This window comes from Paenibacillus sp. LT-B23, from assembly GCF_059417685.1.
Genome location: NZ_JBSQBM010000004.1, coordinates 261,246 through 277,520, shown reverse-complemented (window position 1 = coordinate 277,520; position 16,275 = coordinate 261,246). Strand labels below are relative to the sequence as shown.

The 16,275-nt window shown below is 54.6% G+C and carries 17 protein-coding genes and 1 pseudogene; 1 reads left to right on the top strand and 17 read right to left on the bottom strand.

The window, feature by feature from the left end; translation table 11 throughout:
• Nucleotides 1–76: 76 nt before the first annotated feature.
• Nucleotides 77–314, top strand: a pseudogene (locus ACWXW9_RS08145) (IS4 family transposase); the annotation flags it as partial.
• A gap of 196 nt (nucleotides 315–510) precedes the next feature.
• Here ACWXW9_RS08145 and ACWXW9_RS08140 read toward each other — a convergent pair.
• From ACWXW9_RS08140 to ACWXW9_RS08060, 17 genes are all read right to left on the bottom strand, one after another.
• Nucleotides 511–1,368 (bottom strand): PHP domain-containing protein, encoded by an 858-nt coding sequence (locus ACWXW9_RS08140; RefSeq protein WP_494928981.1) that lies wholly within the window; start codon nucleotides 1,366–1,368, stop codon nucleotides 511–513.
• 36 nt (nucleotides 1,369–1,404) lie between these two features.
• Entirely contained in the window at nucleotides 1,405–2,607 is a 1,203-nt protein-coding gene (locus ACWXW9_RS08135; protein WP_494928980.1) for an alpha-D-ribose 1-methylphosphonate 5-triphosphate diphosphatase, read from the bottom strand.
• Nucleotides 2,598–3,287, bottom strand: a complete 690-nt coding sequence (phnL, locus tag ACWXW9_RS08130; protein ID WP_494928994.1) for a phosphonate C-P lyase system protein PhnL — start codon at nucleotides 3,285–3,287, stop codon at nucleotides 2,598–2,600. Before phnL ends, ACWXW9_RS08135 begins: the two co-directional genes overlap by 10 nt.
• Nucleotides 3,288–3,326: 39 nt before the next feature.
• On the bottom strand, nucleotides 3,327–4,145 hold the full coding sequence (locus tag ACWXW9_RS08125; RefSeq protein WP_494928979.1) for an ATP-binding cassette domain-containing protein: 819 nt from the start codon (nucleotides 4,143–4,145) through the stop codon (nucleotides 3,327–3,329).
• Nucleotides 4,129–5,034, bottom strand: a complete 906-nt coding sequence (locus ACWXW9_RS08120; protein WP_494928978.1) for an alpha-D-ribose 1-methylphosphonate 5-phosphate C-P-lyase PhnJ — start codon at nucleotides 5,032–5,034, stop codon at nucleotides 4,129–4,131. Before ACWXW9_RS08120 ends, ACWXW9_RS08125 begins: the two co-directional genes overlap by 17 nt.
• Nucleotides 5,021–6,154, bottom strand: coding sequence for a carbon-phosphorus lyase complex subunit PhnI (locus tag ACWXW9_RS08115; protein WP_494928977.1), 1,134 nt, complete (start codon nucleotides 6,152–6,154; stop codon nucleotides 5,021–5,023). Before ACWXW9_RS08115 ends, ACWXW9_RS08120 begins: the two co-directional genes overlap by 14 nt.
• A 4-nt stretch (nucleotides 6,155–6,158) precedes the next feature.
• On the bottom strand, nucleotides 6,159–6,803 hold the full coding sequence (phnH, locus tag ACWXW9_RS08110) for a phosphonate C-P lyase system protein PhnH (RefSeq protein ID WP_494928976.1): 645 nt from the start codon (nucleotides 6,801–6,803) through the stop codon (nucleotides 6,159–6,161).
• Complete coding sequence (gene phnG, locus ACWXW9_RS08105; protein ID WP_494928975.1) at nucleotides 6,769–7,209, bottom strand: phosphonate C-P lyase system protein PhnG; 441 nt, start codon at nucleotides 7,207–7,209, stop codon at nucleotides 6,769–6,771. The genes phnH and phnG overlap by 35 nt, the downstream gene beginning before the upstream one ends.
• Nucleotides 7,206–8,561, bottom strand: a complete 1,356-nt coding sequence (locus ACWXW9_RS08100) for a CehA/McbA family metallohydrolase (protein WP_494928974.1) — start codon at nucleotides 8,559–8,561, stop codon at nucleotides 7,206–7,208. Before ACWXW9_RS08100 ends, phnG begins: the two co-directional genes overlap by 4 nt.
• A 14-nt stretch (nucleotides 8,562–8,575) precedes the next feature.
• Nucleotides 8,576–9,403 (bottom strand): carbohydrate ABC transporter permease, encoded by an 828-nt coding sequence (locus ACWXW9_RS08095; protein WP_494928973.1) that lies wholly within the window; start codon nucleotides 9,401–9,403, stop codon nucleotides 8,576–8,578.
• 9 nt (nucleotides 9,404–9,412) lie between these two features.
• A complete protein-coding gene (locus tag ACWXW9_RS08090; protein WP_494928993.1) occupies nucleotides 9,413–10,177 on the bottom strand; it encodes a carbohydrate ABC transporter permease in 765 nt (254 codons plus the stop codon).
• 109 nt (nucleotides 10,178–10,286) lie between these two features.
• Nucleotides 10,287–11,372: an ABC transporter ATP-binding protein gene (locus ACWXW9_RS08085; protein ID WP_494928972.1), complete on the bottom strand. Its 1,086-nt coding sequence runs from the start codon at nucleotides 11,370–11,372 to the stop codon at nucleotides 10,287–10,289.
• 34 nt (nucleotides 11,373–11,406) lie between these two features.
• Nucleotides 11,407–12,759: an ABC transporter substrate-binding protein gene (locus ACWXW9_RS08080; RefSeq protein ID WP_494928971.1), complete on the bottom strand. Its 1,353-nt coding sequence runs from the start codon at nucleotides 12,757–12,759 to the stop codon at nucleotides 11,407–11,409.
• On the bottom strand, nucleotides 12,753–13,565 hold the full coding sequence (locus tag ACWXW9_RS08075; RefSeq protein WP_494928970.1) for a GntR family transcriptional regulator: 813 nt from the start codon (nucleotides 13,563–13,565) through the stop codon (nucleotides 12,753–12,755). Before ACWXW9_RS08075 ends, ACWXW9_RS08080 begins: the two co-directional genes overlap by 7 nt.
• 432 nt (nucleotides 13,566–13,997) lie before the next feature.
• On the bottom strand, nucleotides 13,998–14,357 hold the full coding sequence (locus ACWXW9_RS08070; protein ID WP_494928969.1) for a helix-turn-helix domain-containing protein: 360 nt from the start codon (nucleotides 14,355–14,357) through the stop codon (nucleotides 13,998–14,000).
• A 90-nt stretch (nucleotides 14,358–14,447) separates the two neighbouring features.
• Nucleotides 14,448–15,359: a PHP domain-containing protein gene (locus ACWXW9_RS08065; RefSeq protein WP_494928968.1), complete on the bottom strand. Its 912-nt coding sequence runs from the start codon at nucleotides 15,357–15,359 to the stop codon at nucleotides 14,448–14,450.
• Between the two features lie 93 nt (nucleotides 15,360–15,452).
• The gene (locus ACWXW9_RS08060; protein ID WP_494928967.1) at nucleotides 15,453–16,262 is read right to left on the bottom strand and encodes a glycerophosphodiester phosphodiesterase; all 810 of its coding nucleotides are present in this window, start codon (nucleotides 16,260–16,262) and stop codon (nucleotides 15,453–15,455) included.
• Nucleotides 16,263–16,275 lie beyond the last annotated feature (13 nt).

The following is a 16,275-nucleotide window of genomic DNA, read 5'->3' as shown; positions in this document are numbered from 1 at the left end:
AACAAACATAAGCTTGTATAACGTATAGCACTAGTACAAGGTCTCCATACTCCAGCGTATGTCGTAGATGCGCTGTGATCAACTCATTAGCCATACGACCATTGTGTTCAGACGATATTTAGCGATGGAATACGAACGTCGTCAAGCGAATGATGATCGGACGTTCGGGGGGCTCTTTTTTCTCTTATTCCTCGGAATGTCCGAAGCAAAAACAAAGAAGAACAAAATGTCTGTATTTTCAACTACAGGATAGAATCTCTAGTTTACCCAGCTATATCAAGGGTTTGTTTAAAAATTTGAGCGGCGAAAGTTGAGTTACTAATTTATGAAAACTTATAAGAATTAAGTATAGAATGCATTAACTTAGTTAATAGGATGTTGAAAAATAACAACGGACACTACCTTGTTGGTAGTGTCCGTCAGCAAGTCAAATGAAGCGACGTTTAACGATCTCTGGTTAACATCCGCAGATTTCGAAGTGGTCTCCAAAATACCCCACGAATAAGTCCCTTATTTGCAAAAGCCCTTTTTCTCTTGTAGTGCCTTTACGCTGTCGAAGCCGAGACTTTGTGAACCAAGCAGACTCGGCTTGTCCCCATAAAAACCATGGAAGTCCGACCCGCCCGTCATGATCAGCTCGTACTCATGCGCCAGACTCCGGGCTCTCGCTTCATCCATCGCGCTGTGATCCGGATGTTTAACCTCGATGCCCATTAGTCCGGCCTCCGCCCATTCCGGCACCGCGTCGTAGTTGTCCATCTGCCCCGGATGCGCCAGCACCGGGATGCCACCGGCGGCAAGGATCGTGCGAATCGCATCGAACGCATCCACATAGGTTAGCGGCACATAAGCGATACCAGTCTCCTTACCGTCGCCACCACGTGCAAACAGTGTCTTGTACAGCGGGCTGTAGATCGCGTCGGTGTAGCCACGGTCGATCAGGGCATGCATAATGTGCTGCTTGTACACACCCGTCCCACCTTCTGCATACGACTGCACCTGCTCCCAATCGATGTCGTACCCCGCTTCGCGAATGCGTTCCACCATCTCCCGACACGCCTCATGCCGGGCCGCCCTCAGCGGCGCGCACAGCTCCTCGATCGCCGGATGATCCGGCTCTACATAGAAGCCAAGAAAATGTGCGCGTCTCCCGCGTTTGTAATCGTAAGCCGATATTTCGATGCCGGGAATAACCTCAACTCCGTGCTGCTCGCCCAGTGCAATCGCTTCTCGCAAACCCATCGTCGTGTCGTGGTTCGTGATCGCCAGATGCGTCACGCCCGCTTCCCTAGCGAGCCGAATGACTTCCTCGGTTGTGAAGGAGTTATCCGAGATTTTGGTATGACAGTGCAAATCTACAACGTCCATAGATGTTCACCTCCTCCTATTTGGATATAATCTGAATCAGCCGACTATCATCGGCCTTTCGTTCATGTTACAGACAACACTTCCATCTACGATTGTGGTATGGATAAAAGGCCTATTCCCATATTCCCGTACGAGCAAAAGGTCGGCGACCTTGCCCTCTTCGATCGAACCGATCTTTCCATCCAGACCCAGTGCACGCGCCGGATGCAGTGACGCCATATTTACGCTATAGGACAACTCGTATCCGGCATGAAACAGCGCGAACACCGCTTGAATCAAGGACGGCGGATAGTAGTCGGAGCATAAAATATCTACCGCTCCCTCCCGGACCGCCTCAAGCGCGGACAGGTTTCCGCTATGCGAACGGCCGAGCAGCACATTCGGCGCGCCCATGGTTACATAGATGCCACGCCGTCTTGCTTCCAGCGCCACCTGCAAATCAATGGGAAATTCGCTGATTGCAGCGCCCCATCCTACAGCCCGATCCAACTTGTCAAGGCTCTCGTCATCGTGGGAAGCCAGGCGGACGCCGCGGCTGTTCGCCCGGTGCGCCAGCCCGGTCAACACGTCATCGCTTGCCTTCCGCTGCCGCCTACGAATGTCCAGCGCTTCGCGCGCTTCTGCCTCCGACTTTTGTTCCGAACTCATAATGTATTGAAGCTGGATGTCCTCATTGCGGAATTGCCCTTGGCCGGGGGTATGGTCCATAAAGGACAGCAGGTCGATCTCCCCTTGGCTCAGCAGCTCCTCAATCACGGGTATCGCACCTAGATTGACCATCTCCAGGCGCATGTGAAACTTGTGGCGAATCATACAGCGCTCCCGCTGCAACTGCCGGAACGTACGTATGAACCGTATGACGTTGTCGTTCTTACGTGCCTCTTCTCCGGCATCCTCTCCCCACATGCTGAAGGAGTGATACATGGTGGTAATACCTTGAGCGGCCAGCTTCCGTTCCAGTTCGTAAAAGGCAATGTCCAGCGGCAGAGCGGACGCCTTCCGTGGGTACAGTTCCTTCTCGATCGCGTCGCTGTGTGAATCGATCAGACCGGGGAGCACCCACATGCCTGCGGCATCAACTGTCCGGCAAGGCGTTCCGCTCCCGTCCTGTCCGCTGCCGACGCGAACGATGACACCGTCTTCGATGGTCACCTCACCGTCCAAGATACCGTTAGGCGTAACGATGCGGCCATTCACGATTTTCCAACGGCCACTCGCGGCCCCGCATTCTATTTGCATACCAAAGCCGCCTGCCCTTCCGTTGCGGTCAAATCCAGCACCCGATCCGAAATGGTCCGCATCACTTCCCGATCGTGGAAAATGCCGATCATCGTGACGCCTTGCCGCTTCAATTCTTCCATCATTTCCAGGACAACAGCAGTCGCTTCCCCGTCCAGCGAAGCCGTCGGCTCATCCAGAATCAGCAGCCGCGGCGGCATGACGAACGCTCTGGCCAGATTAACCCGCTGCTGCTCGCCGCCGCTGAACGTGGCCGGATACGCCTTCCATAAGTTGCTCGGAATGCGCAGTCGTTCAAGCATTTGCTTGGCTTCCTCCTCGGCTTGCTCAGCAGGCATTCCATTTGAGAGCAAACGCTCCATGACGATGTCGAGCGTCGAAACGCGCGGAATCACTCTCAGAAATTGCGACACGTAGCTGATTTCCGTTTGCCTGAGCCGCACGATTTGCCTCTCCGTTGCCGTGGCGAGATCGATGCGGCCGAAAGCGCGGGAGTCATACCAGATATGCCCCGCTGAGGGTAAATACGTTCTGTATATGCACTTCAAAATCGTCGATTTGCCCGCGCCGCTTGGACCCGCAATGCCGAGAAAGCGGCCTTCGTCGATTTGAAAGGAAAGGTCCTTGATCGGGAATACGCGCACCCCTTGAGAAATATGCAGTTCAAACGTCTTAGACATTTTTTGTACATCGACTATCACCGGCAGTTCTCCTTTCGTTTATAACAGCGAATGAACCAGCAGTTGCGTATACGGATGCTGCGGGTCCTCCAATATTTGATCGGTTAGCCCGGACTCCACAATCTTGCCCGAGCGGAGCACCATGGTTCGGTCGGCCAGCATGCGGATAACGCCGAGATCGTGCGAGACGACGACCATTGCGACGTTCAGTTCGCTTTTCAGACTTCGAATCAGATCGAGAACCCGCGCTTGTACGGACAGATCGAGCCCTGTCGTAACCTCGTCCAGCAGCAGCAGCGGCGGATTGTTCGCCAGCGCCTTTGAGATTTGCACCCGCTGCTGCATCCCTCCGCTGAACAACGCAGGGGCCTCGTCCATCCGGCTTAACGGTATCTCGACGCGATCCAGCAGCTCCGCCGCCCGCTTGCGGATGCTCCCAACATGGAATTGTCCGGCATCGAGCAGCTTTTCCGCAATGTTGCCGCTGCTCGAGAACGACATCCGCAAACCCAAATGCGGATTTTGATAAACGAGTCCCATGACGCGGTTGCGAATGTACCTTTTTTGCTGGGAGGACACATCGAACAGATTCGTTTGTCCGTCCTGATATGATGAAATGTACATGGCGCCGGCGGAGGCAGATTCGTTGAAATAGAGGCAGCGCATCATCGTGCTTTTGCCGGAGCCGCTTTCGCCCACCACGCCCAGAATTTCTCCCGGATACAGCTCGAAATTCAAGTTGTCGCATGCCGTAATCGATCCGTATGTTTTGGTTAAGCCCGTTACCCGGAGCAGCGGAACCTCCGTCCCCGTAGGATTAAGCTTGTCCGCCAATGCAAGTTCAAGAGTTTTGTCCATGAATGCGCAGCTTCCTTTCCTCGCTTCTTTTGTGGCAATAAGAGGTATCCGAGCACTGATAACGGGCTTCTCCGCTCACTTCGTCGACCGACATGTCCATATAAGAATCCGTGCTGCCGCAGTGCCGGCAGGCGTGGCCTTGGAAGCTTTCCGGCTCGAAGGCGTAGTCGTCGAACTGCAGTGACACGACGCTTGTGTATGGGGGAACGGCATAAATCTTCTTTTCCCGGCCGGCTCCGAACAGCGTCAAATGATCAGCCCGGTGCAGCTTGCCGTTATCCCAGCGCGGGATCGGCGTCGGGGCCATCATATACCGCTCATGCACGATAACGGGATAGTTGCTGCCCCTATTGATGAAATCCCACTTCACTACACTTTCATACAACGTCAGCCACATGGAGCTGTAATCCATCTCCGCATGCTGGCGCTGCGTGACCTGCTCGCTCGGTTCCACCTCGCGCAGCGGCTCGGGCCCCGGAACCTGCAGCACCAAAATTTGCTCGCCCGCGAGGCGCTCTTCCGGAATGCGGTGACGCGATTGCACGATCGTCGCCCGTCTCGTATCCTCCGTTGTCGCCACCGCACTGGTACTGCGGATCAGATTCCGAATGCTGACAGCGTTGACGCTGTCGTCGTTGCCCTGGTCGATCACTTTGACCACATCGCCCGAACCAATCAGCGAGAGCGTAATTTGCAAGCCGCCCGTGCCCCATCCCCGGCCGACCGGCATCTCCCGCGAGCCGAACGGCACCTGATAACCCGGGATGGCGACGGCCTTGAGCAACGAGCGGCGGATTTCCCGCTTGCTGCCTTCGTCGAGAAAGGCGTAATTGTAGGCCGGCGTATCGAACCTTGCCGCTGTTGTATGGGCATCTTTATTGACAGTCATCTTCCGGTTCCTCCCCTTCGCTGATGGAATCGTTCCTGTGAACCGCCGCTTTCTGCAGAAGATCCAGTGAGGACTGAAACGTAACATAGTGGGGGAGCTTCAAGTGAGAGACATACCCGCTCGCTTCCACGCAGTCAATATGCGTGAGCACGAACTCTTCGTCCTGCGCCGGCGAGCTCCCTTTCGTATCCAGGCTTCGTTCCAGCACAGCCATCGCGATCACTTTCAATTCGTTTTGACCGACGACCAGCCCGTAGCCCATCTCCAAATAAGGCTCGCCGGTTCGTTCATCCTTCTTCAGCTCGTTGATCAAATCCGTCTCGGTCACGAGCATCTCTCCGATGTAATAGGGCTCGTCCTCCACGCCGTCGCCATACGGGTCGTCTATCAACACAGGAACGTAGCCGACGCGCAGTTCGGCCAGCAAACCATGAACTTGGCCGTAGCCGCGCATGCTGCTATAGGCCAGCGCATTCATCGCCCCGGTCTCCCCACGGGCCAGCGTCTGCAATTTGGCCGATCGCGGTGCGGGAAAGGTCAGCCCCTGCCGGGTCACATCGAACGGCTCTTCCTCGGCCTCCCGGTCAGCCGACTTCACCAGGCCCTGCTGCTTCAGCAGTTCGACCGCCTTGGAGACCGTCGCATGCTGCTCCTCATCCAGTGCCGGGTTCGGCGCACATTCCCGCAAGAACGCTTCCCGCTCGCGTTCGCCTTCCTCGTAAAGCGAAAAATCGAGCAACCGGTGCGTATAATCCCGGGTAGGACCAAGTAATTGCCCGCCAGGCAAATCGCGAAAGGAAGACGATATTCTGCGCACCAGCCGCATCGCGTCCATATCCAGACAGCGGGAGTAGTGATTGCGCTGCAAGGTGGACCGATAGGCGCGCAGCAGAAATACCGCTTCGCTGGGATCTCCTTCCGCCTGCTTCAAGGCCAGGGCAGCCAAGCGCGGCTCGTATAACCCCGCCTCGCCCATAATGCGATCGACAAGCGAGCGCATCTGCGTCTGGATCGCTTCCGTCGCCAGAAGCGGTTCGGCTTCCTTCAGCCGATAATACCGGCTAAGCCGATCCGCCTGCACGATCGCTTCCTGTCCCCCCGTTACTGCTACATATGCCATTATATTACGCCCCTTCCACCTTGGTTGTTCGCGGTAAACCGATGATTTGACCGGAACGGGTGAACAGCACGATATCCGCACCCATCGGATACTCCGCATTCCACCGTTCGCGTGTACGCAGCCAGAATGCCGTCAATCCGCCGACCCCGATCCGCTTCTCCGTCTCAATGCCCGGACCGGATAACCGCAAAAGGACAAGACCTCTGCCGGACGCCGGAATTTCTTCCGTCAGCTCGTCCACCTCCAGAACAACCGTGCCGCTTCGTTCCGGCGCTGCCAAAGACCCCGTTCGTATCGTCTCGCTCCACGCCGCGACGTCGGTGCGTCCGTCGGCGAATATATAGTCAGCCTGGTCCGGTTCGCTCTGTCTGGCCAATGTGTAGGTTTGAATGTCATGCGCCAAACCGTCCGCCTGCGGCAGTTGGACGCTAAATCGAACCTCGCCGTCGAGAAGGGAGTACGCCAAAGCCCGTACCATGCGGACGGAAGCATCCGACGCTTCGACCTTGCCGGCTTGCGCGGCGATCGTACGGACATCCCCCGGACGGGCAAATGCCTGCAGCAGCTCGCGGAACAGCCCCCCCGCGTCGTGTACACGATCGAACACAGCTGTTTTATTCGTTGCCATACGCTTCCTCCATCGTTTCAAATTGAACTTTCGTCTGTTGGACCAGTTGCCATTCCCGCAACTGCTTTTGCCGAATCACGTTCTCCTCGGTCAGCAGCAGATGCTGCCAATTCGCCGTCTCTGCGAGCCGCAGCTTAACAGCAGCATCGATAACGGCGAGTTGGAACGCTTGATCGGGGCGGTTGCCCATCAGAATGCCGAATCCGATCGTGCCTTCCACCGAGACCGTACATTCCGTCGTCAGCACCTCCGTAAAATAAAACGGCTGGCCGGACACCGAATCTCTCGCTTTGCACATCACCAGACTTTTCTCCGGCGCTTTCACGATGCTCACTGCATATTTCCCCTCGATATCGGCAGCCATTCGCTCCATCAGCGCCGGATCGCCTTCGATCAGGATACGTGTTCTTCTTACCCGTTCTATCATAGCGTCCACCCCGCTTTCGCCTGCTCGAACCGGAATGGATTCGTAAACGCCAGCAGACCGCCACGTTCGTCCCTAAATTCAATGCGCAGCCAATCCCCCGGCTCCACCGGCACGCGGAGGCGGATGGATCCACTGCCCTTCATGTTCCCGGTCACCTCCGCCTTGCCGTTCTTAACGACGTGCACCTCGTGTTCAACCGTAAACTGGGAGGTGATTTGCAATTCGACGCCTGATGACTCCCTCAACGGAATGCGGTCCCCGACGACATAGACGCGGCCTTCACAGATAACACTTGCCTCTACCGGCTCTCCCCGGGAGACGATGACTCTTCCTTCCTTAAGTCCCTTCAGCAAATCCGCTTCTGACAGCTGTGCGGCCAAAATATAGGTCGTCGGATAACCCAGACGATACGTGTCCGATTTCTCGCGATGAAAGTCGCTGCCGCCGATCCCGGCTATGCTCACACCCTGGTTCAGTAGCTCGTCCCACCGCTGCAGCGCCTGTTCGTTGTCGGACATTTCCTCCAGTCCATTCCACACTTCAAAGCCAGCAACCAGCGACCAATCGATGTCCCATTCCTGCCACTGGCACTGGTTCGAATAAGCGGAGTACGGATGGTTGACGGAAAACAAAGCTTCCTGCTTCTTCGCATCCGACGCTGCATCTTGGAACGTTCGACTACTGCCGTCGACGCGCCAATCCATGCAGCAGGACAAGCCGATCGCGTTGGCATGACCCCGGTTCGTCGTCAGCTCCATTCCCCGGATGACGACAAAGTCTTGATCCTTCCGGCCAAAGTCGTAATCGATGTCGGCAAACGCGCTGAACGTGTTATGGTCCGTGAGGCACATGTACTTCAAACCGCGCTCGATGGCCGTGCGTCTCAGCTCTTCCGGACTGAGCAGACCGTCGGAATGATTGGAATGAAGATGAAGGTCGCCGGGATACCAGATCAGCGCCACCGAATCCCGCTGCTTCGGCCGGCACACCTTCAAGGAAAATGAGGTGCGGTCAACCAGCGGAATAGCCCATACGTGCAGCCTCCACTTCCCGGAAACGACCGGTCCTTGAATCAATCCCCGGGTCGCAAGGTCTCTGGCGATGCCGATTTCAAATTCCTTTCCGTACTCCTCTTCGTACCAGGGAACGAAGTGCCCTCTGCTGCGAATCGGATCGTTCCACTGGAACGCTAGACGGCTGCTGCCCTCTATGTGAATTTGAACGAGCAGTTCCTCTGTATGGTCCGGCACATCAAACGTCGTTTCCCATGTGCTTGACCGTTCGTCGATAAATCCTGACACTTCGAAGAACGGTTCCCATAGTTGTTTGTCATTCTTGTTCTGTTGCTGCATTGCTAACCCTCCATTCATTTGATCCCGAAATAAACAAACGCCCGAATGATCCGCTGCCTAGCTGCCCAGAACACGATCAGGATCGGTGCCATCAACATGAGATTGCCTGCCATGACCACATTCCAGCTAATCGCCCCTTCTGTCGAGCGGATGCGATCCACACCGATCGGCAGCGTACGCGCCGCGTCCGAACTGGTCATGACAAGCGGCCAGAAATATTCGTTCCAATGCGAAATGAAGCTGAGCAAACCGAATGCAGAAATCGTCGGCATCGCCATCGGAATCATAATTTTACGAATGATGCGCCATTCCCCCGCGTGATCCAATCTGGCCGCCTCCACTAATTCATCCGGAATCTGCTTGAACGCCTGACGGACCATAAATACGCCGAGCGCGCTGGATGAGAATGGAAGAATAAGCGCGAATAACGTATCGACCATATTCCACGAGCTGAGCAGCAAATAGACTGGCAAAAAGATCAGCTGCACGGGAATCATCAACGTTACGAGCGTTAGTGCGAACAGCAGCCGGCTACCTCGGAACCGGTATCTGGCGAAAGCGTACGCCGCGGGAATAACCGTCAGAAACTGCAGCACCAGAATACTCCCCGTTACGACGATGCTGTTAACGATATACCGCAGGAAAGGTCCCGATTCCCACGCCAAGCGAAAATTGTCCCAGGTGATCTGCCGCGGCAGCCAGGCCGGCGGAAAGGTCAGTAATTCAGACGCCGGCTTGAGCGCCGTTAAGATCATCCACAGAAACGGGACGAGAAATAAAGCGCCTAAACCAATCGACATAACGGTGGGCGCTACGGCAAGCCATCGCCTTATCGTTTTCATTCGTGTCACCTACCTATAATGAACTCGCCGCTCCAAAAATTTGAAATGAAGCACGGTCAAAATTCCGATCACGACCATCAGCACAACACCCGCCGCCGAGGCATAGCCGATTTTGAAAAATTGGAATCCGTTCTGATAGATGTAATAGACGAGCATGTTGGTCGAGTTGACAGGACCGCCTGCCGTCATGATCGATACCGTATCAAACACCTGAAATGAGTTGATCATGCCGATCACGACCAGAAAAAACAGCGTCGGCGAAAGCATCGGCAGCGTAATTTTCAGGAACGATCGGTGGAAGGGCGTCCTGTCGAGTGCCGCAGCTTCGTAAAGCTCTTTCGGAATGCTCTGCATACCGGCCAAAAAGATCAGGGCGTAAAATCCGACCTGCTTCCAGACGGAGACGAGAACAAGCGACAGCAAAGAGGTATCCGGACTACTGAGCCACTGCAGCCCCGGCAGTCCGACCGCTCTCAGCAGCCCGTTCAGCAGTCCGTACTGCGGGTCCATCATCCACATCCAAAGCACGGACACAGAGACCATCGACACAATATAGGGACTGAAGGTCGCGCTTTGCAGAAATCCGGCAACCCATCCCGCCCTGTTCATCCATAGAGCCAATCCGAGCGCCAGGATCATATTAGCGGCTACCGTCAAAAACGTGTAGAGCAGCGTATTCTTCAACACCTGAGCGAACAGCGGGTCTGTCGCCAGATCGATATAGTTTTGCAAGCCGACGAACCGCTTGTCCGGACTGAGCAAATCCCACTGCATAAAACTCAAGTAGATCAGGTAGAAGATGGGATAGATGAAAAAACAACTAAATACGAAGATCGCCAAAGCGATCATGAGATACGGACGTGCCTGCGTTCCTTTCATGCGATCAGCCCTTTCTCGAAGGCTGATTCGTCGGAACGAATCGGCCTTCAGGGCTCGGCATCCGCTGACCACGCTCATCGAAGAAATGCAGGTCGGAATAAGCGACGAAGAAATCGGCGACGGGTCCCTGCTGATTCGGAGACAGAAAGTCCCGCCAATACATGGCACCGATTTCCGTCTGCAGCTCATAGACGGTCTCTGCGCCAAGCGTCTGACCGGATACGATTACTCCGTTTACGACGAGCCCCGATGTTTCCCGTTTGTCCCACAGCTTCAGCTTTTCCGGCCGAAACCCGACATGAGCGGCACCGGCAAGCCGTTCTTGCAGTTCGGCGGGGAACAGATTCGAGAAACGGCTGCTGTCCACCAGATTCATCGGAGGCGAGCCGATGAACTGCGCCGTAAACCGATTGGCCGGTTCATGATAAATGTCCAGCGGACTCCCCTTCTGCTGAATTTGTCCGCTATTCATCACGACGATCTCTTCCCCCATCGCCATCGCTTCGTTCTGATCATGCGTGACGTACACGAACGTCGTGCCGAGGCGCCGATGCAGTTCGACCAGTTCATTTCTCATTTGAATCCGCAGCTTGGCATCCAGATTGGACAGCGGCTCGTCCATCAGGAACACTTTCGGCTTCTTGATCATCGCCCGAGCCAGCGCCACACGCTGGCGCTGGCCGCCGGACAGTACGCCCGGATTTTTGTGCAAATAATCCTGCAAGCCGACCGTCTCTACCATTTCCTCCACAAGCTTCGTCCGCTCTTTTTTGGGCACCTTCCGGTTCACCAGACCGAATTCGATATTTTCCCGTACCGTCATAGTCGGATACAACGCGTAGTTTTGAAACACCATGGCGACATCCCGCTCGCCGGGACTAACACGATCCACGCAAGTGTCGCCGATCCATACTTCGCCGCGATCCTGTGTTTCCAGACCAGCGATCATCCGCAGCGTCGTCGTCTTTCCGCAGCCGGATGGACCCAGCAGTACGGTGAATGAACCGTCGCGGATGGTCATGGTTAAATCGGGGATGACCGTTTTGTTCTCGAACTGTTTTTGAATGTGCATGAATCTGATTTCGGCCACCTGATCTCCTCCCTTACCATTCGTTTTCGTTCACTCATTGTTTTTGCAGCAACTCGTTGGCCTTCTGGGCCACTTGGGCGATAACGCTCGCGGGATCCGTCTTCGGATCGAGCATTAGCCTTTCGATTTCCGTGCGAAGATTGGTGGCAATTTCTTTATAAGCCGGTTCCATCGGGCGGGCCGCCGCCACTTCCATTTGCTCTGCGGCTATGCGGTACACCGGGTTTTGCTCGAACAATGTCTTCATGTCCTGACTGTTTAATGCCGAATTGGTAGCAGGAATATATCCCAAGTTCTGGGCGACCAGCACTGCTTGTTCCGGTTCCGCCAGCCAATTCAGAAACTTCCAGGCCGCTTGTTTCTTCTCTTCGGACAGCCCTGCGATCATGGCGATGTTGGCTCCCATGGCATTGGACGAAAACGATATGCCTGCGTCCTTATTGGGAAACAGCGCGGCTTGCAAAGCGAAGCCCGCTTGCTTGGCGCCGTCTGTAATTTCCGCAATATCCGACGTACTGTTCAAAATCATCGCCGTTTGCCCGCTCAAGAAGCTTTGCTTTGTCTTCGCGTACTTGTTGGCTTCCCCCGTATCCACCGGAGAATCCATCACGCCGTCCCGCCGCAGGTCGGTCCAGAATTTCAGTGCCTCAAGGCCGCTGGCCGAATCGAACGCGGCCTTTTTGCCGTCGTCCGACAACATCGTGCCACCCGCCGCGCTGATACTGGCCTCGAAGCGGTATTCGTCCAGATTGGTTGTAATGCCATACCGTTTTCCCGGAATCGCCAGCTTGTGAGCGTAAGCGGCCAGCTCGTCCCATGTTTTTGGTCCGGACGGATCAAGGCCGTTCTCCTTCAGCAGCGTGGCGTTCATGAACAAGATATTCGTGCTGATCTTAAAAGGCAGCGAGTACAGCTTGCCGTCTACATAAGAATCGCCCAGCATGCTTGGTACGAAGTCCTTCAGCTTGTCCGGCGTGATCAAATCGCTCAAGTCCTGCAGCAGACCTGCACGGGCAAGAGAACCCGTATCGACGTTTTCAATCTGCACAACATCCGGTAAATTTTTGGCGACGGCCGCGGCCTGAATTTTCGCCAGTCCTTCTGAATAACTGGCCCCGACAAAGCTGCCAACTACTTTCACTTCGTTTTGCGAACTGTTGAACTTCTCGATGAGTTGGTCCGCCGTGTCGGTATGCTTGCCGCCGTGCGTAAACCAGAACTTGATCTCGACCGGGCCTCCCCCGCTTGCTGCTTCGCTAGACTGCTGTGACGAGTTCTCGGCAGTCCTGTTCTGAGGGCTTCCCTCTTCCTTGCTCTGACATGCGGAAAGCAAAAGCAGAATGAACGCCAGCGCTATCATGCCTGTTCCTTTCAAATGCTTCAGCATCTTTCGTCTTCCTCCTTATGGGGCTGATCCGACGGCGTTCCAGGCTTGCTCAACAAGCTGAGGCTGGCCGAGTCTTCCAGCGTTTCCATTTCGACGACACATTGCTGGCGATCGCCTCTTAAACGCGAAATGACCATCTCCGCCGGTTGGCCGTCGGGGTGTAGATTGAGACTTTTAATCCAGAGAATCGGGATGTTTTCCGGCATTTCCAGCAATTCGGCGTCTCGGTGCAAGGGCAGCCTGGCCACGATAACCGAAACCTTGCGCAATGGCGTAAAGTTGTACTGTTCCTTCAGTAAACCGTACAGCGAACGGAAGTTTGGCAGAAATCGATGCATATCGGGAACGAACTTTGCCGGAAGCGTCGACGTGGCCACCGTCACCGGCGACGTGCCCGCGAAACGCAAAATTTCCAGACGATACACCTTGTCCGCTTCCGTCAATGCCAGAGCTTCCTGTTCGGTCATCGTAGGTTCGCCGAAATACCAATCCAGCAGATAGGCACTTGGCTGTTCACCGGCCCGGAGCAAAGCATCCGTAAACCGGGAGTGCCTGGAAAAGGTAGACGAAATCATGGTAGGCTTCTCTTTGACATAGGTGCCTTTGCCATGAATGGACTTCACCCAACCCAGACTGACCAGACGATCGATTGCGCGTCTGACCGAGTAGCGATTGGAATGAAATACTTTAATCAGTTGACGCTGAGAGGGCAGCTTCTGGCCTACGGTCAACTCTTGGGTCGTAATTTTTTCGATCAAATAATCAGCGATGATCAAATGCTCCTGCTCGTGTTCCTTTTTTTGCATCTTATCCTCCTCGCTGTGTAGCGGTCCGGCCGGTATCTACAATGTATCTGGGCGACCAGTTCACATGGTTATCGCAATGTAAACTCCAGAATAAAAATTGTTAATTATTTAGATCAAGTAGAAACGCCGTCCTTAAAAGGACGGTATCCGTTTCAGCGAGAAATATAAAAATAAACTATAGTGTGAGACATAAATCGGATAGGAGGCTATTCATTAGTTGAATAGCCGTCCACGTTTGGTGTAATCCCCGTCACAAAAAGCGCCATACTTTCGGACGCACTTCCAGAGCGTGATCAGAAAGTTGGCGCTGTATTCGTGCTGGAACAGAAGGTAGATTTCATCAATGAAGATAAACGTATTCTTGCCTCTGGCTCGGTTTTGGATTCCCTCCTGAGAAGTGAACCGACATTATGCCATCCGTCTTCTGCTTTATTATTCTGCACATTTGAAAGGCAAACGGAGACGAAAAACTTTGCTTTGGATGTGAGCAAGAAAAACCACCTGGATTCGCTTCGCCTCCCTCTTGTCCATCGAAGTTAGCAAAATGAGCCGGATCGGCTTGACCGCCAGCAGCTCCATCGCCATTTCCAACCCCGCATAGAAAGGCGGAACCCATTCGAAGCCAAGAACCCCAACACTGAGCGGCTCCTGCAGCAACAACCGTTCTGCTTCCTTCCCGATGTTTGCAGGGTGTACGATAAAATCCGGTTGCGTTCCCAGAAACGCGGTTAATTCGTTCAAACAGGTGTCGTGATCGGATACGAGTAAAACATGTATGGGTTCGGTCATCATTTTCTCCTCAGTATTTGCCCAGATAAAACCGGACATCACCCTAGAGGCAATGTCCGGTTTCCATGTGGGACAACCAGCTGCACAATCCATTCAGTTGGATGATTGCCTTGTTACCCGGGAAGCAATGCTTTTGTTGCTCAGCATGTTATTGCGAAATCGCTTCTTCTCTTTTATCGCCTCAACGCTTTGAATTCCTAAACTCTGCGACCCCAGCGGACTCTGCTTATCACCGTAGAAGCCGTGGAAATCCGATCCGCCCGTCATAATCAACTCATACTCATGAGCCAGCGCCCGAGCTCTAGCCTCATCCATCGGGCTATGATCCGGATGCTTCACCTCGATGCCCATCAGTCCGGCTTCCACCCATTCCGGTACCGCGTCGTAGTTGTCCATCTGCCCGGGGTGCGCAAGCACCGGAATACCTCCCGCGGCGAGAATGGTGCGGATCGCGTCGAACGCATCCACATAAGTCAGCGGCACATAGGCGATGCCTGGTTCTTTGCCGTCTCCGCCGCGCGCAAACAGCGACTTGTACAGTGGGCTGTAGATGGCGTCGGTGTAGCCGCGGTCGATCAAGGCGTGCATGATGTGTTGCTTGTACACGCCCGTTCCACCTTGGGCATACAACTGCACCTGCTCCCAATCGATGTTGTACCCTGCTTCCCGGATACGCTCGACCATCACCCTGCACGCCTCATGCCGGGACGCCAGCAATGGCGCGCACAGCTCCTCGATCGCCGGATGGCCCGGTTCGACGTTAAAACCGAGAAAGTGCGCCCGCCGGCCGCGCTTGAAATCGTAAGCCGAAATCTCGATGCCGGGGATTATCTCTACGCCATAGCGCTCCCCCAACACCATCGCTTCCAGCAAACCCATCGTCGTGTCGTGGTTAGTGATCGCCAGATGCGTCACGCCCGCCTTCGAGGCCAACCGGATGACTTCCTCGGTTGTAAACGAGTTGTCCGAGATCTTCGTATGACAGTGCAAATCAATAAGTGCCATTTACTTCTCCTCTGCAAATCGGGTCATTCCATTGGAATGTGAGACGAGTACTGCCGCTTGCAATCCGAATGTGAAACCGCAAAGCAAGCTCGTTTATGCGTTGTCGAGTTCCTTGAAGGTTTCCACCGCCCAATCACATCGATCGGTGATGACAGCGCTGATTCCAAGACCGGCGATGGCGCGAAGCGCATCGGGATTCGTCGAGGTGCGCGTGCTGGCCAAAGGCGCTGCAACGGCGATCGTGGCATATCCACGATCATGGATGCGCGCGATGTGCTCAGGCAGGTACTCGGTTGGCAGCAAACGAATGCAGCTCGCCTTGACTTCGTCAGCCATGTCCAACGGATCAATCCCCTCAGGGGCATGGATCGAAATGGCAACGTCAGGAAATCTTTTGCGGATCGCGTGTGCGAGCTCATAGGTATAAGCCGTGAAGATGATCCGATCCATTAATCCAGCGCGTTCTGTCACATTTCCAATCACCTGGAATGTCTCCGGCGTCGCGTCCTTTGTATCGACCATTACCGGCATACTTCCCGTCATCGACAGGAAGGTCTGGTATTCAAGCAGCGCCGGAAACAATGCGAGTGCCTCACTTAACTTCAGATCACAAATACGTTCGTTGCTGCCTGCTACGCGGAGCAGATTGTCGTCATGGATACAAACAACATGACCGTCAGCCGTAAGATGCACGTCTGTTTCGACGGTATCGGTTCCCGTTTCGATCGCGAGCTCGAACGAGCGCTTGGTGTTTTCAAGAGCAATTTCGGGCAAGCCACGGTGAGCAATCACAACGGGGCGCTTAAGATCGAATGGCAAGGGAGACCACATAGACTTTATCTCGTTCCTTTCGTCGCTTTGTTTAGTGCTATTTTCAAGTTCCCATTGTTGTTCGTTTGTCATGATCATACTCCTC